26 protein-coding genes and 2 tRNA genes are annotated in these 23959 nt (G+C 57.7%); 4 read left to right on the top strand and 24 right to left on the bottom strand.

Going from position 1 to position 23959, the window contains the following annotated elements; all coding sequences use genetic code 11:
* From QPL98_RS01785 to dapA, 4 genes are read right to left on the bottom strand one after another with little or no spacing between them, the layout of a single operon-like run.
* Complete coding sequence (locus tag QPL98_RS01785; RefSeq protein ID WP_303292500.1) at positions 1–738, bottom strand: TIGR04219 family outer membrane beta-barrel protein; 738 nt, start codon at positions 736–738, stop codon at positions 1–3.
* Between the two features lie 33 nt (positions 739–771).
* Entirely contained in the window at positions 772–1485 is a 714-nt protein-coding gene (gene purC, locus QPL98_RS01780) for a phosphoribosylaminoimidazolesuccinocarboxamide synthase (protein WP_303292499.1), read from the bottom strand.
* Between the two features lie 41 nt (positions 1486–1526).
* Positions 1527–2621 (bottom strand): outer membrane protein assembly factor BamC, encoded by a 1095-nt coding sequence (bamC, locus tag QPL98_RS01775; protein WP_303292498.1) that lies wholly within the window; start codon positions 2619–2621, stop codon positions 1527–1529.
* Between the two features lie 31 nt (positions 2622–2652).
* Positions 2653–3531, bottom strand: coding sequence for a 4-hydroxy-tetrahydrodipicolinate synthase (gene dapA / locus QPL98_RS01770; RefSeq protein ID WP_303292497.1), 879 nt, complete (start codon positions 3529–3531; stop codon positions 2653–2655).
* Positions 3532–3605: 74 nt separating this feature from the next.
* Between dapA and QPL98_RS01765 the strand changes: the two genes are divergently transcribed.
* Positions 3606–4073: a peroxiredoxin gene (locus QPL98_RS01765; protein ID WP_303292496.1), complete on the top strand. Its 468-nt coding sequence runs from the start codon at positions 3606–3608 to the stop codon at positions 4071–4073.
* Between the two features lie 4 nt (positions 4074–4077).
* Here the strand turns inward: QPL98_RS01765 and QPL98_RS01760 are convergent, their stop codons facing one another.
* Both QPL98_RS01760 and QPL98_RS01755 read right to left on the bottom strand, forming a co-directional pair.
* On the bottom strand, positions 4078–5154 hold the full coding sequence (locus tag QPL98_RS01760) for an AI-2E family transporter (protein ID WP_303292495.1): 1077 nt from the start codon (positions 5152–5154) through the stop codon (positions 4078–4080).
* A gap of 15 nt (positions 5155–5169) precedes the next feature.
* Positions 5170–5397 (bottom strand): sulfurtransferase TusA family protein, encoded by a 228-nt coding sequence (locus tag QPL98_RS01755; protein ID WP_011785177.1) that lies wholly within the window; start codon positions 5395–5397, stop codon positions 5170–5172.
* Positions 5398–5553: 156 nt separating this feature from the next.
* On the opposite strand from QPL98_RS01755, the gene QPL98_RS01750 reads away from it, so the two are divergent.
* Complete coding sequence (locus QPL98_RS01750; protein ID WP_226596223.1) at positions 5554–7026, top strand: M48 family metalloprotease; 1473 nt, start codon at positions 5554–5556, stop codon at positions 7024–7026.
* Between the two features lie 17 nt (positions 7027–7043).
* On the opposite strand, the gene nadA is transcribed toward QPL98_RS01750, so the two are convergent.
* The 14 genes from nadA to aspS all read right to left on the bottom strand — a co-directional run bounded on the left by nadA (position 7044) and on the right by aspS (position 18300).
* Positions 7044–8105, bottom strand: coding sequence for a quinolinate synthase NadA (gene nadA, locus QPL98_RS01745; protein WP_121206718.1), 1062 nt, complete (start codon positions 8103–8105; stop codon positions 7044–7046).
* 191 nt (positions 8106–8296) lie between these two features.
* Positions 8297–8372 (bottom strand) — tRNA-Lys (locus QPL98_RS01740).
* Positions 8373–8434: 62 nt separating this feature from the next.
* Positions 8435–8510 (bottom strand) — tRNA-Lys (locus tag QPL98_RS01735).
* A gap of 113 nt (positions 8511–8623) precedes the next feature.
* A complete protein-coding gene (gene ybgF, locus QPL98_RS01730) occupies positions 8624–9400 on the bottom strand; it encodes a tol-pal system protein YbgF (protein ID WP_303292494.1) in 777 nt (258 codons plus the stop codon).
* Positions 9401–9423: 23 nt separating this feature from the next.
* Positions 9424–9993, bottom strand: a complete 570-nt coding sequence (gene pal, locus QPL98_RS01725) for a peptidoglycan-associated lipoprotein Pal (protein WP_011785181.1) — start codon at positions 9991–9993, stop codon at positions 9424–9426.
* A 54-nt stretch (positions 9994–10047) separates the two neighbouring features.
* On the bottom strand, positions 10048–11370 hold the full coding sequence (gene tolB / locus QPL98_RS01720) for a Tol-Pal system beta propeller repeat protein TolB (protein ID WP_051995584.1): 1323 nt from the start codon (positions 11368–11370) through the stop codon (positions 10048–10050).
* 14 nt (positions 11371–11384) lie between these two features.
* Entirely contained in the window at positions 11385–12356 is a 972-nt protein-coding gene (tolA, locus tag QPL98_RS01715) for a cell envelope integrity protein TolA (protein ID WP_303292739.1), read from the bottom strand.
* A 75-nt stretch (positions 12357–12431) separates the two neighbouring features.
* Positions 12432–12878 (bottom strand): protein TolR, encoded by a 447-nt coding sequence (gene tolR / locus QPL98_RS01710; protein WP_011785184.1) that lies wholly within the window; start codon positions 12876–12878, stop codon positions 12432–12434.
* A 33-nt stretch (positions 12879–12911) separates the two neighbouring features.
* Positions 12912–13601 carry a protein TolQ gene (gene tolQ, locus QPL98_RS01705; RefSeq protein ID WP_011785185.1) on the bottom strand — a complete coding sequence of 230 codons (690 nt, stop codon included), beginning with the start codon at positions 13599–13601 and terminating at the stop codon, positions 12912–12914.
* Positions 13602–13639: 38 nt separating this feature from the next.
* Entirely contained in the window at positions 13640–14059 is a 420-nt protein-coding gene (ybgC, locus tag QPL98_RS01700) for a tol-pal system-associated acyl-CoA thioesterase (protein WP_011785186.1), read from the bottom strand.
* The gene (ruvB, locus tag QPL98_RS01695; RefSeq protein ID WP_011785187.1) at positions 14052–15083 is read right to left on the bottom strand and encodes a Holliday junction branch migration DNA helicase RuvB; all 1032 of its coding nucleotides are present in this window, start codon (positions 15081–15083) and stop codon (positions 14052–14054) included. The genes ybgC and ruvB overlap by 8 nt, the downstream gene beginning before the upstream one ends.
* A 160-nt stretch (positions 15084–15243) precedes the next feature.
* On the bottom strand, positions 15244–15873 hold the full coding sequence (gene ruvA, locus QPL98_RS01690) for a Holliday junction branch migration protein RuvA (RefSeq protein ID WP_014421260.1): 630 nt from the start codon (positions 15871–15873) through the stop codon (positions 15244–15246).
* Between the two features lie 30 nt (positions 15874–15903).
* Positions 15904–16431: a crossover junction endodeoxyribonuclease RuvC gene (gene ruvC, locus QPL98_RS01685; RefSeq protein WP_011785189.1), complete on the bottom strand. Its 528-nt coding sequence runs from the start codon at positions 16429–16431 to the stop codon at positions 15904–15906.
* Positions 16432–16500: 69 nt separating this feature from the next.
* Positions 16501–18300 (bottom strand): aspartate--tRNA ligase, encoded by a 1800-nt coding sequence (aspS, locus tag QPL98_RS01680; RefSeq protein WP_303292493.1) that lies wholly within the window; start codon positions 18298–18300, stop codon positions 16501–16503.
* 342 nt (positions 18301–18642) lie between these two features.
* Here aspS and fabR point away from each other — a divergent pair, with 342 nt between their 5' ends.
* The gene (gene fabR, locus QPL98_RS01675; protein WP_022989112.1) at positions 18643–19269 is read left to right on the top strand and encodes an HTH-type transcriptional repressor FabR; all 627 of its coding nucleotides are present in this window, start codon (positions 18643–18645) and stop codon (positions 19267–19269) included.
* Positions 19270–19282: 13 nt separating this feature from the next.
* Here the strand turns inward: fabR and QPL98_RS01670 are convergent, their stop codons facing one another.
* The 4 genes from QPL98_RS01670 to tadA are packed head-to-tail and all read right to left on the bottom strand — an operon-like array spanning position 19283 to position 22590.
* Positions 19283–19693: an HIT domain-containing protein gene (locus QPL98_RS01670; protein WP_303292492.1), complete on the bottom strand. Its 411-nt coding sequence runs from the start codon at positions 19691–19693 to the stop codon at positions 19283–19285.
* 18 nt (positions 19694–19711) lie between these two features.
* Complete coding sequence (locus tag QPL98_RS01665; protein WP_303292491.1) at positions 19712–21058, bottom strand: UDP-glucose/GDP-mannose dehydrogenase family protein; 1347 nt, start codon at positions 21056–21058, stop codon at positions 19712–19714.
* A gap of 33 nt (positions 21059–21091) precedes the next feature.
* Complete coding sequence (galE, locus tag QPL98_RS01660) at positions 21092–22081, bottom strand: UDP-glucose 4-epimerase GalE (RefSeq protein ID WP_153740017.1); 990 nt, start codon at positions 22079–22081, stop codon at positions 21092–21094.
* On the bottom strand, positions 22078–22590 hold the full coding sequence (gene tadA / locus QPL98_RS01655; RefSeq protein ID WP_153740018.1) for a tRNA adenosine(34) deaminase TadA: 513 nt from the start codon (positions 22588–22590) through the stop codon (positions 22078–22080). Before tadA ends, galE begins: the two co-directional genes overlap by 4 nt.
* A gap of 408 nt (positions 22591–22998) precedes the next feature.
* Between tadA and QPL98_RS01650 the strand changes: the two genes are divergently transcribed.
* Positions 22999–23955 (top strand): arsenic resistance protein, encoded by a 957-nt coding sequence (locus QPL98_RS01650; protein ID WP_153740019.1) that lies wholly within the window; start codon positions 22999–23001, stop codon positions 23953–23955.
* Positions 23956–23959 lie beyond the last annotated feature (4 nt).

The raw sequence follows: 23959 nt of genomic DNA, 5'->3' as shown, positions 1-23959 counted from the left end.
TCAGAACGCCACGCCAACACTGGCGAAGGGTCCGGACATTTCCACATCCAGCTTGTCATCATCGTCTTCATAGTCGATAGACATCTGGCGATAGCCGGCCCGCAGCTGCAGCATGGCAAACTCGTACTGGCCATAGGCATTGAAGTCGTGCAGGGAGTCGCCGCTGTAGCTGATGATGTTGCCCTCAGCACCTACGGACACGCCGGTGAACGGCAAGTCGAAACGGGCAGCGAGGTAGCCCATGGGGACGACGGCGTCGACGGAGGTTTTGCTGACGTTGGCAATATCATTCACGTCCCGCAGGACCAGCTCACCATCAAAATTTCTGGCAGTCAGGCCCAGATCAAGATTCACCCAGTTATCAAGTACTTCGTAGTACAGGGTGACGTCCAGTTGGTCGATATCCAGATCCGAACGAACCGGAGCTCCTGGCAGAATTCCATCAAATGCTTCCAGCCCGATCTCACCACGCCCACTCTGGGAAATACTGGTGTAATTCAACCGTACGTTCGGCAGCACCGGAATCGGATGCTCGAAAAACGCCGTGAAGTTCGCGTTGCTGTCGCTGTCGAGGTTGAGATCCTTTTCAATATCAACGGCCGAGTCCTTGTTGACCACTTCGCCGGAGAAGTCGGAATCCCAATAGCTAACGTTGGCGCCAACGCCCAGGACATCAGCATTGGCCAGTGGCGCGGCCAGGGCCAGAGAGCCACCTACAACAATCATCAGTTTACGCATAACGCACCCGTTTTTTGTGGTTGTATTGCCCGGTCAGTCAAACTTTATGCCGAGACGACGACCGACCTCTTCATAGGTTTCGATCACTTCGCCAAGGCCCTGGCGGAAGCGATCCTTGTCCATCTTCTTGCGGGTTTCCTTGTCCCAGATACGACAGCCATCGGGGCTGAATTCGTCACCCAGAACGATCTGGCCACCACTGCGGCCAAATTCCAGCTTGTAGTCCACCAGCAGCATGCCGGCATCGTCAAACAGTTTTTTTAGTACGTCGTTGACCTTATAGGTCAGCACTTTCATCCGGGCCAGCTCATCGGCCTTGGCCCAGCCGAAGCTGACTGCCAGGGATTCGTTCACCATCGGATCGTGCAGTGCGTCGTTTTTCAGGAAGAGCTCAAAGGTGGGCGGGTTCAGCTCCTGGCCCTCTTCCACGCCCAGGCGACGGCACAGGCTGCCCGCAGACACATTGCGCACCACACACTCAACCGGGATCATCTCAAGCTTCTTGACCAGGGACTCGGTATCAGACAGCAGCCCTTCGAAGTGGGTAGGTACGCCGGCCGCTTCCAGCTTTTCCATGATGAAGGCATTGAACTTGTTGTTCACCATGCCCTTGCGGTTCAGCTGTTCTTTCTTCTCTCCGTCAAAGGCCGAGGTATCGTCGCGGAATACCAGAACAAACCGCTCGGGATCGTCCGTGCGGTAAACCGATTTTGCCTTGCCGGCATAAAGCTCTTCGCGCTTTTCCATTACTTTCTCCAAACGGCCGGTGGCCTCGGCCACCCCGTTAATCAATACAGATGTTCAAAGAGTTGGGTGAGCAGATCTGCTGAACTGCGTTCACCCTCGTAGCTGTCGTGCTGCTCGGCGGTAACGCTCATGGCGTCGGCACCCTGCTGAATCCGGATCGTGTGGGTGTGGACCGGCTTTTCAGCATCGCTGAACCACGAGAACCAGCCCGGGCCGCGCTCGTCTTCTGTGCGGAAATCCACCTGCAACCAGCCTTCACTCCGGTTCAGATCCAGTACCGGCAGCCCCATTTCCTCCAGGGACCGATTGACCTCTGCCCAGGTTCGGCCAAAATCCAGTTCCACACGAATGGCAACCGCTTCATCCTGCTCCGACTGCAAGCGCACCAACGGCTTGGAAACCATGCCTGAGGCCGCCCGCGAGAAGGATTTGTTGTCCTCACGCTGTTTGAGGAAATCCCCCAGCTCCGTCAGCAGCGCCCGCTGGTGTTGCTCGGAGGTTGCATCGGCACCGGTGTCACTGTCCCAGGGCATGAGTTCTTCCGGGGCTTGCTCTAGCTCCAGAATACGCACGCGGATTTCGGTGGTTTTACGACGGATGCCAGGTGCCAGGCGGGCCTGCATCACCACTTTGGGTTCTGTTGCGGTTGGACTGTCAGCGAGCCCCAGCAGCGTTCGGCTGCGCTTGCTGAAGTTCGCCAGTTCACTCTGGAGAATCCCCAGTTGCGGGCTGTCATGGGCAATGCCCAGGCCGCTTTCATTCATCCAGGCACTGACCACAGGCCAGAGTCGTCCTGGCACCTCATTGACCAACAACCAGATGCGGCCGTCCAACTCTTCAATCACATAGTTTTCATCCAGAATCTCGGATGTCATATCTGGCGGACGGGGAATCGACGACGGGTAAAGATTGCGGGAATCGGCGGTGTTGATAGAACGTATCGGCATGGTTTCGCTCAGCCGGGAGCTGTCGAGACCTTCAGGTACCTGAATCGGCTCGCCTTCCGGTGCGTTGACGTAGCCTTCGGAACGATCATCGATAAGGCTGCAACCGGCCAGGGCACTGGCAAGCACCAATGCCGAAACAGGTCGAGCGAACAAAACGGTTTTCTTACGGGCTCTTGCAGGAACCTGCATCGGGTTACTCCGGTTAACGGTAACGGTGGCCTCAGAGAACACCTGAGGCCTTGAGCGCGTCTTCCACCTCGCCGTGGAACTTTTCACTGAGCGGCGTCAGTGGCAGACGAATGCCCTCACCAATCATGCCCATGCGGTACAGCGCCCATTTTACCGGAATCGGGTTGGCTTCCAGGAACAGCTTGCGATTAAGCGGCATCAAAAGCTCATTCAAGCGGCGGGTTTCCTCTTCGTTGCCCGCAATGGCCGCTTCACAGAGCTCGGCCATGGCTTTCGGAGCGACGTTGGCCGTTACCGAAACATTACCTTTCGCGCCCGCCAGCATCAGATCCGCCGCCGTGGCGTCGTCACCGGAATACACCGCAAGGCGTCCATCCAGGGCTTCGATCAGCTCCGCGCCACGGGGAATGTTCCCGGTCGCGTCCTTGATACCAACGATATTGGGAATGTCGGCCAGACGGACCACGGTCTCGTTCAGCATATCGCAGGCAGTGCGGCCCGGTACGTTGTAGAGAATCTGGTTCATGCCCGGTACCGCTTCCGCGATGGCCTTGAAGTGCCGATACAGGCCTTCCTGGGTCGGCTTATTGTAGTAAGGCACTACGAGCAGACAGGCATCCGCACCGAGTTTGTGGGCTTCGGTGGTCAATTCGATGGCTTCGCGCGTACTGTTACCACCGGTACCGGCAATAACGGGAATCCGGCCGTTTACACGTTTTATGATATGCCCGATCGTCCGGATATGTTCCTCCGGATCCAGGGTTGCGGATTCGCCAGTGGTGCCCACAGCAACAATGCCATGGGTGCCGTTTTCGATATGAAAGTCCACCAGTTTGTCCAGATCCTCCCAGTGAATATCACCGTTTGGATGCATGGGCGTGACCAGTGCGACAAGGCTACCCGTAATCATAAAAGCTCCGTCCGAATAAAACCGATATGGTAATGTTGGGCTCGAACTGACACAAGGGAATTAAAGGAGATGTCATGTCATCCGTAGCATTGAATCAACCCGTGCCAGAGTTTCAGGCTGAGGCCACTGGCGACCAGACCGTTCGCCTGAGCGACCTGAAAGGCCGGAACATCGTTATTTATTTCTACCCGAAAGACAATACGCCGGGCTGCACCACCGAGGGCCAGGACTTCCGGGACAGAATGGAAGCTTTCACTGCCGAGGACACCGAGATCTTCGGCGTCTCGCGGGATGGCCTGAAAGCCCATGAAAACTTCCGGGCCAAACACGGGTTTCCGTTCCACCTGATTTCCGACAAGGACGAGTCCCTGTGCAAGCTGTTCGACGTTATCAAGCTCAAGAAGCTGTATGGCAAGGAGCACCTTGGCATTGAACGCAGCACCTTCCTGATCGACAAGGAAGGCGTGCTGCGCAAGGAATGGCGCGGCGTCAAGGTCAAAGGCCACGCCGACGAGGTGCTGGAGGCCGTCAAGGCCCTGTAATACCCTATTCCGCGATGGCTGGTGGCGGAGGCGACTCCTTCACCGGCCAGGCAGCGAAGACCGCTTTCAGCATCGTCGCCAGCGGAATCGCAAAAAACACGCCCCACAAGCCCCAGATCCCGCCAAAGAACAGCACGGCGACAATAATCGCCACCGGGTGCAGGTTATTCACTTCCGAGAACAGAATCGGTACCAGGACATTGCCATCAAGCGCCTGAATAATGCCGTAGATCACCATGACCCAGATAAAATGGCTGCCCCAGCCGAACGAAAACAGGGCGATCACTGCCACCGGAATGGTGACCACCGCGGCACCAATGTAGGGAATCACCACACTCAGCCCCACCAACAGGGAAAGCAGTGCTGCATAGGGCATACCGAGGAACTTGAAGGCGACATAGGTGACGCCACCGACAATCAGAATTTCCACCGCCTTGCCGCGGACATAATTGGCGCACTGCAGGTTTACTTCATGCCAGATGCGAACCATCATCGGCCGCTGCGGAGGCAGCAGACGGGCGAAAGAGTTCACCAGAACCCGGCGGTCTTTCAGGAAGAAAAACACCAGGATAGGCACCAGAACCATGTAGATCAGCAAGGCCACAAGGTCCGGAATGCTGGACAGCGAGAAGGACACCAGCCATTGAGTCAGGTGCCCTACTTCCGCCGATATCTGCTGATACATGGTGTTCACAGATTCGACTGAGACCAGGTGGGGGTATTGCTCGGGCAGGACTTCAAGATAGGACTGGAGCTCCCTGATAATCCGGGGCGCTTCGCCGGCAAGGGTACTCAGCTGAGTCCAGATTAACGGCAACAGGCCGAAGATAAAACCCACCAGCACGCCCAGGAACACCACAAACACACCTATCACGGCGATCAGCTCAGGCACACCCATCCGGTTCAGTTTCGACACCAGGCCCTGCAGAATGAACGCCACAATCAGGGAAGCGATGGCCGGCGCCAGCATGGCCCCGAACCAGATGATAAAGACGGTGCCAGTCACCAGCAGCAAAAACAGGATGACGGCTTCTTCGTCTGAAAAATACTTGTGGGCTAGACCGCGCAGAATTCTGACCATGAATGACTCCGGAAATTAACCGCCGCACTTTATCACGAAACGGTATTCCCCATTACTCTCCGATTGGCTGACAAGCGTATGGGCCGACAACGCCAGCCAGGCAGGTATGTCCCTCAGTGAGCCGGTATCCGTGGCGACAACCACCAATTCCTCCCCGGGCGTCATGGAGTTGAGTTCCAGCTTGGTTTTCAGCAGCGGCATGGGACAACGCAGGCCGCTGGCATCCAGGGTTCTGTCAGCCATAATCAGCATTTACCATTACGTTTCATACAGTAATCAGGCAGGCATTATGCCGCTGGTGTTACTCTATTGCATCACAAGAGTTGGTAATACTCCGGAGAACTTGCCGGCTGCCGCCTTGTCAAACGGGCAACACGAATTCGAGGCATCCTCAGACATATGAAGTACCAGAACGAAGGCCAACACCGCTCCCCCTGGGCGCTGATCGTTTTTCTGGCGCTCAGCATGGCGGTCACCAGCCCGGCCACACGCGCGCAGTCGTCAGACCTGCCAAGCATCGGCGGTAGCGGCGGCCTGATCTCCGGACAGATGGAAGCTGATATTGGCCAACAGGTTATGGCCTCCATTCGCCGTTCAGCCCCGCAACTTCAGGACCCACTGGTCTACGACTACCTGAGCGCGATCATTTATCGTCTGGTGCCGTCCGCACCGCTGGATAATCGCGACCTTAAACTGGTGCTGATTGACAGCCCGGCCATCAACGCTTTCGCCGTGCCCGGCGGCGTAGTAGGCGTCAATGGGGGCCTGTTTCTGAACGCCGCCACCGAACAACAGTTTGCCTCGGTCCTGGCCCACGAACTGGCCCACCTCAGCCAGCGCCATTTTGCTCGTCGAATGCAGCAACAGGAAACCAGCGCTCCGTTAACCCTGGCCGGCATGATCGCCGGTATCGTGCTTTCTGCGGTTACCCAGTCAGACATTGGCATTGCCGCCATCGCCGGCACCCAGGCCATGGCGGTGCAGAACATGCTGGCCTACAGCCGCTCCCACGAACAGGAAGCCGACCGGGTTGGCATGGACATCCTGGCCAGTGCCGGCATGGACCCGAGAGGCATGCCCGAGATGTTCGAAATCATGATGAGACAGAACCGCCTGCAGGGAAATCGCCTGCCGGAATACCTTTCCACTCACCCGCTGACCCAGAACCGGGTTGCCGACACCCGCAACCGGGCCGAACAATACCCTGATACCCGGGTGCAGGACGGACAGGAATATCACCTGGTTCGCAGCCGCCTGCAGGTGCATTACAGCGAATCTCCCGAAACGGCGATAGAAACGTTCGAGGCTTACCTTGCCCGGGAAGACGCCCAGCGCAACGATGCCATCCGTTACGGCCTGGCGGTGGCTTATCAGGAAAGCCGACGCTACGACAAGGCCGAACCATTAATGCGGGAATTACTGAAAGCCAACCCCGGGCGCATCACGTTCCAGGTGTCACTGGCGGAGGTGCTGCTCAGCCAGAAACGATATGCCGACGCCAGAGCGCTTATGCAGGAGGCACTGGCGCGCAACCCCGGAAACTATCCAATAACATCCACGCTGGCGGCCATAGAGATTGCCGATGGTAACGGGGCCGCTGCTGCCGACTACCTGAGGGAGCTGACTCGCCGCCTTCCCAGCCAGGAGCAACTGTGGCTGAGACTGGCCGAAGCCGAAGGTATGGCTCGGAATATTGTCGGGGTGCACCGGGCGAGAGCGGAATACGATGTACTGATGGGCGATCTGAAATCAGCACAGCGGCAATTGCGCCAGGCTCAGGAGAAACTGCCGGCCGGCTCCGCCGAACGCCAGGTGGTGAGTGAGCGCCTTGGTGAGCTGACTAACCGGCTCCAGGCGCGCGAAGCCGGTTAGGACTAACCCCGGAACCTTCAGGCGTTGCCGGCAGCCTTGAGGTTCATGTTGGCGGTGAAGTCCAGCATCCGGCGCAGCGGCCGCAGCGCGTCTTCTCGCAGCGCGTCATCCACATGCACTTCCTGGTCGCCATGCTCAAGCACGTGCAGCAGATTCTCCAGACCGTTCATGGCCATCCAGGGACAATGGGCACAGCTTCGGCAGGTTGCGCCGTTGCCCGCGGTGGGCGCTTCAATCAACGTTTTGTTGGGCGCCAGCTGTTGCATCTTGTAGAAAATGCCGTTGTCGGTTGCAACGATAAACTCTTCGTTCGGAAGCGTTTGCACCGCATGAATCAGTTGCGAGGTTGAACCGACCACATCCGCCATCTGTACCACCGCATCGGGTGACTCCGGGTGCACCAGGATTGCTGCATCCGGGTACAGAGCCTTGAGGTCTTCCAGGCCACGGTACTTGAATTCCTCGTGCACAATGCAGGAGCCGTCCCACAGCAGAACGTCTGCGCCTGTGGTTTTCTGTACATAGCCGCCCAGGTGTTTGTCTGGCGCCCACAGGATTTTTTCACCTTTGGCGTCCAGATGCTCAACAATGGCCTGGGCGCAACTGGAGGTGACCACCCAATCGGCCCGGGCTTTCACCGCAGCCGAGGTGTTGGCATAAACCACGACGGTGCGATCCGGGTGCTGATCACAGAACTCGGAGAACTCGTCGGCCGGGCAACCAACATCAAGCGAGCAAGTCGCCTCCAGAGTCGGCATCAGAACCTTTTTCTCCGGATTCAGAATCTTTGCCGTCTCTCCCATAAAACGAACGCCGGCAACGACAACGGTGGATGCCGGGTGCTGGTTACCGAAGCGCGCCATTTCCAGGGAATCCGCCACACAACCACCGGTCTCTTCTGCCAGCCGCTGGATGTCCGGATCGGTGTAATAATGCGCAACCAGAACGGCATCCTTCTCCTTCAGAGCCACCTTGATCCTGGCCTCGAGATCAGCTTTCTCTGAGGCACTCAGGGGCTTGGGCTCAGCCTGATGAGCGAGATGTTCCTGAACCAGAATGCGGTCTTGCGCTTTAGTCATCACTTATTCTCTGATTGACGTTAACGGCCGGAGTATATCACTTCTGCCTTTGGTTTCATGATCCTGCAATGTGGGTATGCCATCTTGCAGGATAGCGTCCGTCCTGTGGGTATAGGTGGGTTCTTGCAGGCAAAAAAAAAGAGCCTTTCGGCTCTTTTTTCCGCAAACCCCGTAGTGACGGCTTGCCTTGTTGGTGGGTCGTGAAGGATTCGAACCTTCGACCAATTGGTTAAAAGCCAACTGCTCTACCAACTGAGCTAACGACCCCTAACTGGCTGTGCTGGCTTTTCATCCAGCGAACACGCGGCCAAAACCTCGCGCTCTGAATTTGGTGGGTCGTGAAGGATTCGAACCTTCGACCAATTGGTTAAAAGCCAACTGCTCTACCAACTGAGCTAACGACCCAAACGAGGCGCACATATTACTGATATTTTTTTGGTGATCAACCCCTTTTTTTCACGGTCGACCAACTTTTTTCACTCACCGCTCAAGATCCGTGCAAGTTGACCAGATACCGATCAACCCTGGGCGGAATCCAGATACTTCTGCGCCAACTCTGCCGCTCCGGAATCCGGGTACTGCTCAACCACCGAGCTCATCCGGCGCCGCGCTTCGTCTTTTTCGCCCAGACGATCCAGGGTCACCCCCAGCTTGTACACAGCGTCCGGTGCCTTGCGATGATCACTATAGCGCGTCGCAACAATGGTAAAAGCCTGACGGGCCTGCTCCAGCTGAGGTTTCGCCAGATAGACTTCACCAAGCCAGTAATAGGCATTAACGGTGAGGTCGCCCTCGGGGTAGGTATCCACAAACTCGTACAGGCGGGTTATCGCCGTGTCGTAGTCTTTCTTGTTGCGGATAAGGTCGATAATGTCGTTATAGGTTTTCTGCTCTTCCGGTTCCGGCGAGCGATACACCCGGGTCGGCTTCAGTCTTCCACTGTCTGCTGAAGCTCCCGCTGCAGTCGGCTGCTGTGCAGCACTGGCCCCGGACTCGACGGCCTTGGACAGCTCCAGTATCCGCTGATCCAGATCCACATAGCGGTCCCTGCCCTGCTGTTGCAGGCGACTGATCTGGTGCTGCTGTTCTTCAACCTGGCCCCGCAGGTCTCTCACTTCGCGCTGCAGTTGCTGAATCATGTAGAACAGCTCTGCCGTGGCCTGGTTGTTGCCGGCCTTACGCTGGGCCTCGGAGCTGTTGTTCTGGAATGCGGGTGTGGACGACTGTGCATGGGTGACTCCCGCCAGGCCAAGGCCCAGCGGGATCAGCACGGCCGCCATGAGGTGTTTTCTCATGGATACGTCCGTCTAGGTCGGTTTTACTGGAATACCAGCTCTACGCGACGGTTCTGTGCCCAGGCACTTTCAGTGGAACCACGCACGGCCGGCTTTTCTTCACCATAGCTTACGGTTTCAATCTGGCCACGGGAAGCGCCGTTTACGATCAGGAAGCGCTGTACGGCATTCGCGCGGCGCTCACCCAGAGCCAGGTTGTATTCCTTGGTGCCACGCTCATCCGCATGACCTTCCAGGCGTACCTGCTGACGCGGGTTGTCCGCCAGGTAGCGAGCGTGGGCAACCAGCACGTCACGGGCGTCCGGCTTGATTTCGGACGTATCGAAATCGAAGTAGAAGGTGGTGATGTCACGCAGGGCTTCCTGCTCGGCTTGCTCCTGAGCGGCCCGGCGCTCGTCATCAGTCAGCTCGGAGGCGGAAACGCCGGAGCCATCCGCACCACCGTAAACGGTAGAACCGCCATCCTGATCAATCGCGGCCACGTCAGAACCGTAAGCACCCTCTTCCATGTTCTCACCGGTGGAGCTACAACCAGCAACCAGGCCGGCGGACAGGAGCATGGCAAACGCTTTTGTAGAGAAAGACATCTTCATCACGTTATTTCCTCTTTTCAGGTCTTCGTTGAATTAATTCAGTTCAGTGCATTTTCAGCGGGTAACCGGCCCCCAGGCCGGCTCCCGCACTTCGCCCTCGGAGGCCGGCAGGCTATACGCCGCACCTCCGTCTGCGGATACCACGGTCAGTACGCCTTCCCCATTCTGACGGGTTGCGTAGATCAGCAACCTGCCATTGGGAGCCACACTGGGTGATTCGTCGGAACCGGTTCGGGTGATAACCGTCTCTTCACCGGTCTCCAGATTGGTTCTGGCGATATGGAAGGCACTGTCGCGCTGATGAACGTAATAGACATAGTCACCCGTGGGGCTCGGTCGCGGCCTTGCGTTGTAGCGACTGCCAAAGGTAATTCGACGCGGTTCAGCACCCGGACGTTCCATATGATAGATCTGCGGCCCGCCGGAGCGATCAGAGGTAAAGTAGATACCCCGGTCGGCATGGTCCCATGCGGCTTCGGTATCAATCGCCCAATGGTCGGTCAACCGCGTCAGATTGCGGCTGGCAAGGTCCATTCGGTAAATCTCGGCGTTACCGTCACGGGAAAGCGTCATCAACAGCGAACGGCCATCGGCCGACCAGGCCGGTGCCGAGTTCAGCCCCGGGAAGTCTGCGACCTTCTGGCGCTCACCGGTAGCCAGTTCGTGGACAAAAATAACCGGCTTGCCCGTCTCAAAGGAAACATAGGCCAGTTTCTTTCCATCCGGCGACCAGGCCGGTGACAGAATCGGCTCCCGGCTTTCCAACCGGACTTTGGAGCGCTTACCATCCACATCGCTGACCTGAAGCCGGTAACGGGTCTGCTCGCCCTCACCAGACACGGTGATGTAAGCCAGCTTGGTGGAGAATACACCGGGAGCTCCGGTAATAGCCTCATACACCCGGTCACTGATGTGGTGGCCCAGCGACCGCAGGTTAGAGGCAGGAACTGCCGCCGTTTCACCAAGAATCCGCTTCTCCTGGTTAACATCAAACAACTCGTAGCGGGCCTGAATCCGATCACCATTGCGGGTCAGTTGCCCCACCAGCACATAGCGCTGCCCCAGCATGCGCCAGTCCCGGAAATACACCTCGGAGCGCTCAGAGGGAAGGCTCAGCATTTTTGATGGTTCTAGCGGACGAAACTCACCACTCATGGTCAGATCTGCCTGCACGATACTGCCCACCTTGTCCCCGGCGGGCATACTGCCACTCTCTGCGAACGGTACAACGGCAATCGGAATGGCCGACCCCGCACCTTCAGTAATACGGATCAACAGTTCCGCCCGGGCGCCCAGGGATGCCGTCAAAAACAGCACCAGGCAGGCAATAACCGGTGTCTTCAGAAAGCTACCAGAGCAACGGGATCTGCTTTTCATAAACATTATCAACCTCACCGCAGTCTTTGCGGGTTGAATTCAATCGTGAACTGGCGGAAATAACGCTCAAACGTGTCACGATTATCCGGAATGGGATAGCGGTTCAATGATCGGACCGCACTCAGGGCCGAGTTATCAAACGCAGTGTTGCCACTGCTACTGACCAACTTCACACTGGCCAGTTCACCGGTGGGCAACAGGGTGATCTGCAACCTCGCCGTCATGTTTTCAGTCGCTGAGGACGGCGGATACCACGCCTGGCTTAACCGCTCGCGAATCAACGCCTGGTATTTCTCACTCTCGCTCAGCATCTGTGCTTCTCTGGCACGTGCTGCCGCGGCTTCCTGCTGGCGGCGGGCTTCCGCTTCACGCTCTTGCCTGGCCTGATCCGCCAGCGCTTCCAGCTGCTGTTCACGCAGGCGCCTCTCAGCCTCAAGACGTTTCCGCTCCGCCTCTTTGCGAGCTTCCTCTTCGCGGCGCTGGCGTTCAGCCTCTTCTTTCTTTCGCTGCTCTTCCTGGCGGTGTTTTTCTTCCTCGGCCCGGCGTTTAGCTTCTTCTTGCCGCTTGCGCTCTTCCTCAGCTTTCTGCCGTTCCCGCTCTTTGGCTTCGGCTTCCGCTTTCTGGCGCGCCGCTTCACGTTCTCTGGCCTGCTTCTCTGCCAACTCCCGCGCCTGAGCCTCTTGCCGACGGCGCTCTTCCTCGCGCTTACGGGCTTCTTCCTGAGCCTTCCGTTCCGCCTCCTGTCGAGCCTTCTCTTCGGCCTGACGTTGGCGCTCGGCTTCTTCCCGCTCACGCGCCTGCGCCTGCTTGCGCTCCTGCTCCTTGTCTGCCTGGTCCCGCTCCTCCACCACCGGTGTCGGCCTTGGTTCAGGACTGATCAGCCGGGCCGAAATACTTCTGGGCTCCGGTTCAGGCGGCGTATTCCACGACCACCCGGCCAGAGCAATACCGAACACCAGCAGGTGCAGCCCTACCGAGACCGCCACCGGCGATTTCAGAGGTGCTTTTCCGGTACTGACGATGTCCCGCTTGTGGCCCTTCAAAATGTCACCATCTTCCAATTACTGATTATCATTGGGCGCGTCGGTAATCAGGCCAATCCCGGTGGCCCCGGCAGCCTGAAGCTCAGCCATCAGGCGCACCACCACACCGTAGTCCACGTACTCATCGCCCCGGACGAGCACTTCACCGTTGCTCCGTTGGGACAGAATCTTTGCCACCTGGTTGCGCACCTCGTCCAGCGCCATCGGCTCGCTGGCGTCGTCACCCACTTCCAGGTAGTAGGCCCCATTGCTATCCACAGATACGGTGATGGATTCCACGTCTTTGTCCTGCTGAATCGGATCGGAGGTTGTCTCCGGCAGATCCACCTTCACGCCCTGGGTGAGCATCGGTGCCGTCACCATGAAGATCACCAGAAGCACCAGCATCACATCGATGTAGGGGACTACGTTGATCTCAGACATCGGCTTGCGCCGTTGCTGAGGCATCATTCCCATACCTTTCATCTCGCTATACTCCTGTTACCGCCAGATGGCAACTTATGCTGCGGCCTGATCGCTGTTGTGGACCCGGCGATGCAGAATGCTGGAAAACTCTTCCGCAAAGGTTTCATAGTTCTTCAGCAAGGCGTCTGACATGGCCGAGAACCGGTTATAGGCAATGACCGCAGGGATGGCCGCGAACAGGCCCATCGCCGTGGCAATCAACGCCTCAGAGATACCCGGCGCCACCGTGGCCAGCGTGGCTTGCTGCACCTGGGCCAGCCCGCGGAAGGAGTTCATGATGCCCCACACGGTACCGAACAGGCCAACGTAGGGACTGGTGGAACCGACCGTCGCCAGGAACGGCAGATGGGTTTCCAGGCGCTCCTGCTCCCGGGAAAAAGCCACGCGCATGGCTCTTTGGGTACCTTCCATCACGGCGTCGGCATCTCGGCTCTGCTGACGAAGGCGGGAGAACTCTTTGAACCCTGCCCGGAAAACAGACTCCATACCAGAAAACGGCGTTGGCTCCGCACTCACTTCTTTGTAGAGCTGGCCCAGATCCATTCCGGACCAGAACCGGTCCTCAAATTCCAGTTGAGCCTGACGGGCTTTCCGGAAGACCTGCAGGCGCTGGAAAATCAGTGCCCAGGAGACGACCGATGCCAGCATCAGCAAGAGCATGACCAACTGCACCAAAATCCCTGCATTCGCAATCAGATGCCAGACTGACAGTTCCGTTTCCACTGTTCACTCCCAAGTAGTTTTGTAAATCTTTCAACAAATTATACGAAATTCTTAAGAATTTCCTGCATATTTTCCGGAAGACGCCGGGGTTTACCGGTATCCAGTGCAACACAGGCCACACGGACGTCTGCATCACACAGCAACTGCCGATCATCCGCCCGATACACGCATTGCCGAAAGCCCATCCAGACCCGAGATGCCGCTTTCAGCTCAGCCGTAACCAGCAACTGATCATCCAGCTTCGCGGGCATCCGGAAGTGCAGATTCATCTTTTGCACCACGTAGCTGATGTTGTGCTCCAGCCCCGCACGAAGCCCGACACCCTGGCTACGGACCCACTCCGTTCTGGCACGCTCCATGTAGTGCAGGTATTTGGCATGAAAAACAATGCCACCGGCATCTGTATCTTCTATGTAGACCCGAACCGGCAATTCAAAGCTGGCAGAGGGATCACTCAAACAGGTCGTCCTCCCGGCCGGATCTGGGCGGCACCACTCCGAAATGCTGGTAGGCATTCGACGTTACCATACGCCCTCTCGGTGTACGCACCATGTACCCCTGCTGAATCAGGAACGGCTCCAGTACGTCCTCAATGGTACCCCGCTCCTCACTGATTGCGGCCGCCAGACTCTCCACACCCACCGGGCCACCATCAAATTTCTCGATCATGGCCAGCAACAGGCGACGGTCCATGTGGTCGAAGCCCTGGCTGTCCACCTTCAGCATGTTCAGTGCCTGGTCGGCAATATCCGCCGTGATATGGCCATTGGAGCGCACTTCGGCAAAATCCCTGACCCGGCGCAGCAGCCGGTTGGCAATCCTCGGGGTTCCCCGGGACCGGCGGGCAATCTCGAACGCCCCAGCCTCGTCGATTTCCACCGACGACAGCCGGGCCGAACGGGTAATAATATGGGTGAGGTCCTGGTGATTGTAGAACTCCAGGCGCTGGACAATGCCGAACCGGTCTCTCAGTGGCGACGTCAGCAGACCAGCACGAGTGGTTGCCCCAACCAGCGTAAACGGCGGCAGATCCAGCTTGATAGACCGTGCAGCCGGCCCTTCACCAATCATGATATCCAGCTGATAGTCTTCCATGGCCGGATAGAGCACTTCCTCCACCGCCGCACTCAGGCGATGGATCTCGTCGATAAACAGGACGTCACCTTCCTCGAGGTTGGTGAGCATGGCAGCCAGGTCTCCGGCCTTTTCCAGTACCGGGCCGGACGTCGTCTTGATCGAGACACCCATCTCATTGGCAATGATGTTGGCCAGAGTGGTTTTACCAAGCCCGGGAGGGCCGAAAATCAGCACATGATCCAGCGCTTCCTGGCGCCCCCGGGCAGCGGAGATAAAAATCTCCATCTGTTCGCGTACCGTAGGCTGGCCCACATACTCGGAAAGCAACGTCGGACGGATGGCCCGATCATGCACTTCCTCATATTCTCCGGCCTTGGCCGATATCAATCGGTCCGATTCAATCATGGCATTATCCGCTTGCTGGGAATAAACAACATGCCCGCTGGCTCACCCTGTAAGTCAGGTTGCACCAATTGTACAAAGGGGCGCTTGTGAGTCACGTTACGCTCTATACACATTGGTGTCATGGTTCTGTGGCCATAGCCGACACAAAAACGCCGGGTTGTTACCCGGCGGGAATCATATTCTTCAGGGCCAGACGTATCAGCGTTTCGCTGTTCATATCCGGGCCGGCCACCTTGCTGATCGCCTTGGCCGCCTCCTGGGGCTTGTAGCCAAGCGCAATCAATGCGGCCTCCGCCTCCTCACGTGGGTCAGGTCCAGCCTGACTCGCCATAGCCGCCCCGGCTCCAGTCGGCACATCGGGCTGGGACGGGACGAACTGCCCTTCCAGCTGCCCTATCCTGTCGGCCATTTCAATCAACAGCCTCTCGGCCGTTTTTTTGCCGACACCGGGCAGTTTCACCAGCGAATTCGCGTCCCGAGCCTCGACACAGCGGATGAATTGCTGAGCATCCAGGCCCGACAGAATGCCCACGGCAAGTTTGGGGCCAACACCGTTAACCTTGATCAGCAGCCGGAACAGATTTCGATCCAGACGGGAGGCAAAACCATAAAGGCTCTGGGCGTCTTCACGAACGGCGAAATGGGTATGAAGGGTCACTTCCTGCCCGGTCTCGGGCAGATGAAAAAACGTGGTGTAGGGAATGTCAATTTCGTAACCCAGGCCGGAACATTCCACCAGCGCCTGCCCGGGAGACTTTTCAATCAGCATTCCTCGGATTCGACCAATCAAACGGGCTCTCCTGTCGCGGCAAACCGCCGCTTATGGTTGGCGTACGCGGCCGCTTCTGACCTTACCTCCGGTCCTGGCCATACGTAATACACTCTGGTTCATATGGGCATGGCAGAGGGCAATGGCCAGGGCATCGGCGGCATCCGCCTGTGGTTTTCGGGACAGCCCCAGAAGCGCCTGCACCATGTGCTGCACCTGGGATTTATCCGCTCCACCAGTACCCACCACCGCCTGCTTCACCTGCCGGGCAGAATACTCATGAACTGCCAGGCCGCTGTTGGCGGCACTGACGATTGCAGCTCCCCTTGCCTGACCGAGCTTCAGGGCCGAGTCAGGGTTGCGCGCCATGAACACCTGCTCAATAGCGAACTCCTCCGGGCGATATTCGCCAATCAGCACGGCGAGACTGTGGAAAATAGTCTGCAGCCTCTCCGCCATTGGCTTTTCACCTACTCGGATGCAGCCACTGTCGAGGTACTCAAGAAGCCGGCCTTCAGAACGAATAAGACCGTAACCGGTGATGCGGGAGCCGGGGTCTACCCCCAGGATGATTGCCATCCGCCTGCCCTCGGAAGTGAGAGAGTCTGGCCGTGCCGGAGATGGCGCGCCACCTCCGGCATCGTGCCTTTACTCTTTATTTTCTGCCTTGTTGCCTTCAACGGCTTTAGCAGAACGGCGCAGACGAATATGCAGCTCCTTAAGCTGCTTCTCGTCTACCTCGCCTGGCGCCTGAGTCATCAGACAGGTGGCGCTCTGGGTTTTCGGGAAAGCGATGACGTCGCGGATTGACGAAGAACCGGTCATCAGCATCACCAGACGATCCAGACCAAAGGCCAGACCACCGTGAGGCGGGCAACCAAATTTCAGGGCATCCAGCAGGAAGCCAAACTTGGCACGAGCCTCTTCCTCTCCGATACCCAGGATACGGAACACCGCTTCCTGCATTTTCTCGTCGTGGATACGGATAGAACCACCGCCCAGCTCGGTACCATTGAGCACCATGTCATAGGCACGGGACAAGGCGTTCGCCGGGTCTGCTGCCAGATCTTCCGGACTGCAGGACGGCGCCGTGAACGGGTGGTGAATGGCGGTCAGATTGCCATCCGGCAGCTCCTCGAACATCGGGAAGTCTACAACCCACATTGGTGCCCACTCGCAGGTAAGCATATTGAGGTCGTGTCCTACCTTGATACGCAGGGCGCCCAGGGCTTCATTCACGACGGTAGCCTTATCAGCGCCGAAGAAGACGATATCGCCATCTTCCGCACCTACGCGCTCCATGATGGCCAGCGCAACGTCGTCACCCAGGAATTTCACGATTGGCGACTGCAGGCCTTCGGCACCCTTGGCCAGTTCGTTTACCTTGATGTAGGCCAGGCCCTTGGCACCGTAGATACCAACAAACCTGGTGTAGTCATCAATCTGTTTACGGGTCAGCTCGGCACCCTTGGGCACGCGAAGGGCGGCGACACGGCCTTTCGGATCTTTGGCGGGACCAGCGAACACCTTGAAGTCCACGCTTTCCACCAGATCACCCACATCCTGAAGTTCCAGAGGGATACGAAGGTCCGGCTTGTCGCTGCCGTAACGCTGCATGGCTTCAGAATACGGCATGCGCGGAAACTCCGGCAGCTCAACATCCAGCACATCCTTGAACAGGGAACGAATCATTTCCTCGTTCAGGCCCATCAGGGTTTCTTCATCAATGAAAGAAGCCTCGATGTCCACCTGGGTAAACTCGGGCTGACGATCGGCACGCAGATCTTCATCGCGGAAACACTTGGCAATCTGGTAGTAGCGATCTACACCAGACACCATCAGCAACTGTTTGAACAGCTGCGGCGACTGTGGCAGAGCGAAGAAGGAACCTTCGTGGGTACGGCTCGGTACCAGGTAGTCACGGGCACCTTCCGGGGTGGCACGGGTCAGGATCGGGGTTTCCACATCCATGAATCCGCGGCTGTCCAGGAAGTTCCGGATGTAACTGGTCACACGGGAACGGAACCGCAGACGGTTGATCATCTCCGGGCGACGCAGATCTACGAAACGGTACCGCAGGCGAACATCCTCGCCCACGTCGACGTGCTCATCCAGCGGGAACGGCGGGGTGGCGGCTGCGTTCAGAATGACCAGCTCTTTGCCCAACAGCTCGACCTGGCCAGTGGGCATGTTGTTGTTCTCGGTACCCGCGGGGCGACGACGAACGCGGCCGGTCACCTTGATAACAAATTCGCTGCGGACTTTCTCCGCCAGAGCAAAACTTTCAGGGGTGTCCGGATCGACCACAACCTGAGACATGCCATCCCGATCTCGCAGATCCAGAAAGATGACCCCACCGTGGTCACGGCGGCGGTGTACCCATCCGCAGAGTGTGACTTCCTGATCGATGTGAGATTCGTTAATCCCACCGCAATAATGGCTGCGCATATCGGTTCCCGTTACGTTTAATGTGTACGTTTGACTTTGAATTCTGGGCGATCGGCGCCCGCATCAGGTGGGGGAAAGGCCTTCCGAAAAACGCTCGAGACATCCCTGTGCGCTTCTGCTCCGCCATCCATGGCTCCGCAAATTTTCGGAAGGCCTTTCCCCCACCTGACGCTATTGTGTTCCCGACCTCAAAGATGTTGGGCCGGCACAAATGAAAGCCGCTCATTATAAACATATTGGGATTGAAAATCAGGCGTCAGGCACCGCAAATCGGGCGTAAAGGTGACTATCAAAAAACCGGCGGCTAGAATGCATGGTTTGACCGGCGGATGGAGTTGTAAGTTGGCCACCAGAGCGGAACAGAAACAGAAAACCCGGCGGGCGCTGATGGACGCGGCCCTGGCACAGCTGAGCGCGGATCGGGGCTTTGGTAGTCTCAGTTTGCGGGAGGTTGCCCGGGAGGCCGGGATTGCGCCGACGTCGTTTTACCGGCACTTTGCCGAGCTGGATGAGCTGGGGCTGGCATTGGTGGACGAAGGCGGTGTGGCGCTGCGGCAGCTGATGCGGCAGGCCCGCAAGCGGATTGTGCGGGACGGCAGTGCTATTTCTACGTCGGTGGATACGTTTATGGAGTATCTGGGCAATAATGCCAATCTATTCCGTCTGATGCTGCGGGAGCGTACCGGGGTGTCGAAGCCGTTCCGGACGGCGGTGAAGGCGGAGATTGATCACTTCGTGACGGAGCTGGCCGATGATTTGCGCCGGTTTGCCGAGGAGCAGAACAAGCCGCTGGCGGATGCCCGCCTGGTGGCGGAGTCCATGGTTACCCTGGTGTTCAATCAGGGCGCGGAAGCGCTGGATGCCACGCCGAAGGAGAGGGAGGAGCTGAAAGCCAAGCTGAAGACGGAGCTTCGGATGATTCTGGTAGGTTCCCAGACCCTGGCGCAGTGGCAGCAGGGCCGGGAGTAATACCAAAGAGTACTCAGGCCAGTTGCTGGAACAGCGGCTTGAGTTTTGCCTTGATCTGTTCCAGTTCGCCGTCCTCGTAGGGAACCGGCGGCTGCTTACCCCATACCGGGCCCGGCCAGGCCGGGTCGCCTTCAAAGCGCACGATGAGGTGCAGGTGAAGCTGCGGCACCATGTTGCCCAGCGCCGCCACGTTCATCTTGTCGCCACCGAAGATCTCCATCATGCCCTGGCTCAGGGTCGACGATTCTTCCAGCAAACGCTGCTGCTGCTCTTTGCCGAGCTGGTAGATCTCCCGAATATCCGGCACCGCCGGCACCAGGATAATCCAGGGCCAGGTGCGGTCGTTCATCAGCAGGATTTCGCACAGGCGGCTGCGCCCCAGGTTATGGGTGTCTGCCGCAAGACGTTCGTGTAGCTGGAACATCACCTGCCCTCCGCCGACTCAGAGCGCCGAATGGAACTGGTTACGGCCGCGGCCGATGGCGTAGTAGATCAAACCATAGCGCTCGAGCATTTCCGGCTCGTACAGGTTGCGACCATCAAAGACCACCGGATGCTTGAGGGTGTTGGTCACCACGTCGAAATCCGGGGAACGGAATTCTTTCCACTCGGTGCAGATGGCCAGGGCATCGGCGCCTTTCAGGGCCTGCTCTTTGGTACCGCACAGGGTCAGGCCTTCCTGGTCACCGTAGATACGCTGGGTTTCTTCCATGGCTTCCGGGTCAAAGGCCTGAACGGTAGCACCAGCCTTCCAGAGGTCTTCCATCAGGGTGCGGGCCGAGGCCTCACGCATGTCGTCGGTGTTCGGTTTGAAAGCCAGGCCCCACAAGGCGATGACCTTGCCCTTCAGGTCGCCCTGGAAGTAATGGCTGATCTTGTCGAACAGCACGTGCTTCTGGGCGTAGTTCACCGCCTCGACCGCATTCAGCAGTTTCGAGTCGTAATCACAGTCTCGGGCGGTGCGGGCCAGGGCCTGGACGTCTTTCGGGAAGCAGGAGCCGCCGTAGCCGCAGCCGGGATAGATAAAGTGGTAGCCGATACGGGGGTCGGAACCGATACCGCGGCGCACTTCCTCGATATCCGCGCCCAGGCGCTCGGCCAGGTTGGCCACTTCGTTCATGAAGCTGATCTTGGTGGCAAGCATGGCGTTAGCGGCGTACTTGGTCAGCTCCGCAGAACGAATGTCCATGAAGATCATGCGATCGTGGTTGCGGTTGAACGGGTAGTACACTTCCCGCAACAGATCTGCCGCCTTTTCGCTCTCGGTGCCAACCACAATCCGGTCCGGCTTCATGAAATCGTTGATGGCAGCGCCTTCTTTCAGGAATTCCGGATTGGACACCACATCAAAATCCAGTTCCAGCCCCCGCTTGTCCAGCTGGGCACGAACCGCCGCCTTTACTTTGTCGCCAGTCCCGACCGGTACGGTGGACTTGTCCACCACCACCTTGTAATCCTCCATGTGCTGCCCAATGGATTTCGCCACTGCCAGAACATACTGAAGGTCCGCAGAACCATCTTCATCCGGTGGCGTGCCAACGGCGATAAACTGAAGGGTACCGTGCTTGACCGCTTCCTCGGTGTCCGTGGTAAATGCCAGGCGACCTGCCTCAACGGTGTGCTTGACGATGTTGTCCAGGCCTGGCTCGTAAATAGGAATCTGGCCGTTCTTCAGTTTTTCGATCTTGCCCTGGTCCACATCCATGCACAGCACGTGGTGCCCGACATCCGCCAGACAGGCGCCGGTCACAAGGCCGACATAACCGGTTCCGAAAATCGTAATCTTCATGCAACTCTTCCTGAAAATTTAGAATGAAAACTGTCAGTGGCCTGCTTTCTTTTGCTGCCAGATCTTTTCCCAGGCCAGCGCGGTCCGCACAATGGTATTCAGATCGTCGTAATCCGGCTGCCAGCCCAGCACGCTCTTGATCCGTGTATTATCGGCCATCAGCGCGGCCGGGTCGCCGGCTCGGCGTTCGGTTTCCTGTACCGGGAAATCAACGCCGGACTCGGCTTTCACCACATCGATCACTTCACGCACGGTGAAACCACGGCCATAACCGCAATTGAGTACCTGGGACTCGCCACCTTTGGCCATATAATCCAGCGCCATAACATGGGCCTTGGCCAGATCTTCCACGTGGATGTAGTCACGGATACAGGTACCGTCACGAGTCTCGTAGTCGGTGCCAAACACACTCATGCCGTCTCGCTGCCCGGTCACGCACTCGCAGGCTACCTTGATCAGGTGCGTTGCCTCCGGCGTTGCCTGCCCCAACAAGCCGTCCGAATTGGCGCCGGCCACATTGAAATAGCGCAGGATGACGTAATTCAGACTGCTGGCGGCGGCGAGGTCCATTATCATGCGCTCGCTCATCATTTTCGAGGCGCCGTAGGGGTTGATGGGAGCCAGCGGCAGGTCTTCCGTCAGTACGGTTTGCTCGGGCATTCCGTAAACCGCCGCGGTGGAGGAGAACACCATGTAGGGAACCTGATGGCGTTCAACCGCCTTCAGAAGATTCAGGGTGTTACGGGTGTTATTGCTGTAATACTTGAGCGGATTGGCAACCGATTCCGGCACCACAATATTGGCGGCAAAATGCAGCACCGCCTCAAATCTGTGCTCGGAGAACACCGCTTCAAGCGCCTGCTCATCGGCGAGATCACCCACCACCAACTCGCCGGCGGTCACGGCCCAGCGATAGCCGGTGGACAGATTGTCGAACACGACAATGTCGTGGCCCGCGGCCGCCAACTGACGCACAACATGACTGCCAATGTACCCGGCACCACCCGTTACCAGTACTTTCATGGAGTTTTGCTCCCCTTCCCTGAGTGTTGTTTGCGACGTTGCCGGATTTCACGGCGACGCCGGCTGAAAAATTCAGATATCACCTGGCCGCATTGCTCTGCCAACACCCCAGCGGAAACCTCTACCCGCCAGTTCAGGTGCGGCTCTTCCAGGGTTCGTCTGGCGGATTCCACCGCTCCGGCCTTGGGCTCAAGGGCACCAAATACCAACCGGCTAACACGGCTGTGAACGATCGCACCGACACACATGGTGCAGGGCTCCAGGGTGACGTACAAGGTGGCACCGGCCAATCGATAATTGCCCACCCGGGCCGCCGCATCCCGTAACGCCCGGATTTCCGCATGGGCCGTGGGGTCACAGCCGGAAATCGGTGCATTGAAGCCCGCACCCACTTCCTTGCCGTCAAGCACAACCACGGCTCCTACCGGCACCTCACCGGCAGCATCCGCCTGGCTGGCCAGGGCCAGTGCCCGGGTCATCCAGAACTCATCCTCAGCAGCTGTCGTCACCGTCAAACAGCTCCCGGCCGCTTATTCCCACTCTATTATCAATAAGCCATTTTTGTCTTTTATTTTCAACGGCTTATTATACTGATAATCGGTAACACCATGATAAATACCATGCTCAGAAATTCCTTAAAAATAATTTCATTTTTTACTGGCAGCTCCTCTCAACAGGGTCAGAACCAGCCAAACCGGGTAAAAAGCCACCAACCCTGTGGAGACGCCCATCCCCGCTACTGTCAGAAAAAAGGTATAACGCTGACGCTAACCATTTTACCGTATCTCTCCCGACCCAACCTAAAGAGATTTCAGTCCCCCTCGAAGCCTGCCGAAATGCTCAGGGCAAGTGTCGGGAGTTCATTGCGCCCCAATGATACTATCGTGCCCTCGAAAAAACAGCGGGAACAGCCTTAAATGCGCGAACAATTGGAGCGATATCAAGTCTGGCTTTATCTCCTAGCCATCCTGGCCGGCATGACCATCGGCTGGATGTCATCAGAGCAGACCCGTCATTGGGAAGCGCTGCTTTGGCCCGCACTGGGCGTTCTCCTGTACACCACTTTCACTCAGGTACCACTGATACATCTCAGGTCGGCATTTCGTGATCGCCGCTTTCTGGCCGCTTTGCTGACGGGCAATTTTATTCTGATACCAGTGGTCGTTGGTCTTCTATTGTGGCTGTTACCGGATGATCCCGCTATTCGTCTCAGCGTGCTGCTGGTACTGCTGGTACCCTGTACGGACTGGTTTATCAGTTTTACCCATCTCGGTGGCGGGGACGGTGCCCGGGCCATCGCGGCCGCGCCGATCCTCCTGATTGTCCAGCTCATTTTGCTGCCCGTTTACATCTGGCTCTTCATGGGCAATATCGCCATTGAACTGGCGGTTGGCAGCCACTTGTTGCCAGCCTTCTTCGGACTGATTGTCACTCCGCTGATCCTGGCCTGGTTAACCGAACGGCTGACGGAAAAGCACCAGCGAGCGCAAACACTGGTGGACTGGCTTGGGTGTCTGCCCGTGCCATTGCTGGCGCTGGTGGTGTTTCTGATTGCCGGCTCCCAGGTCAGCCTGGTGATCGACAATGGCGCCCTGCTGTGGTCCGCGCTCCTAGTCTTTGTACTTTACCTGGTTGCCGCCGCCATTATCGGCAAGGGGCTCAGCGAACTATTCGGGTTCACACCCACTACCAGCTGCACCCTCACCTTCAGCTTTGGCACCCGAAACTCCTTCGTTATGCTGCCACTGGCCCTGTCACTGCCGGAACCCTGGCGGGCCGCTGTCGTTGTCATTGTTTTCCAATCCCTGGTCGAGTTGTTCGGTATGGTCGCGTATCTGCGCTGGCTGCCGCACCTGATCAGGCATTCCGACTGAGCCG

Source organism: Marinobacter sp. ST-43, from assembly GCF_030541085.1.
Lineage (GTDB): Bacteria > Pseudomonadota > Gammaproteobacteria > Pseudomonadales > Oleiphilaceae > Marinobacter > Marinobacter nauticus.
Note: the sequence above shows the minus strand (reverse complement) of the source record. Positions and strands in the feature narration are given on the sequence as shown.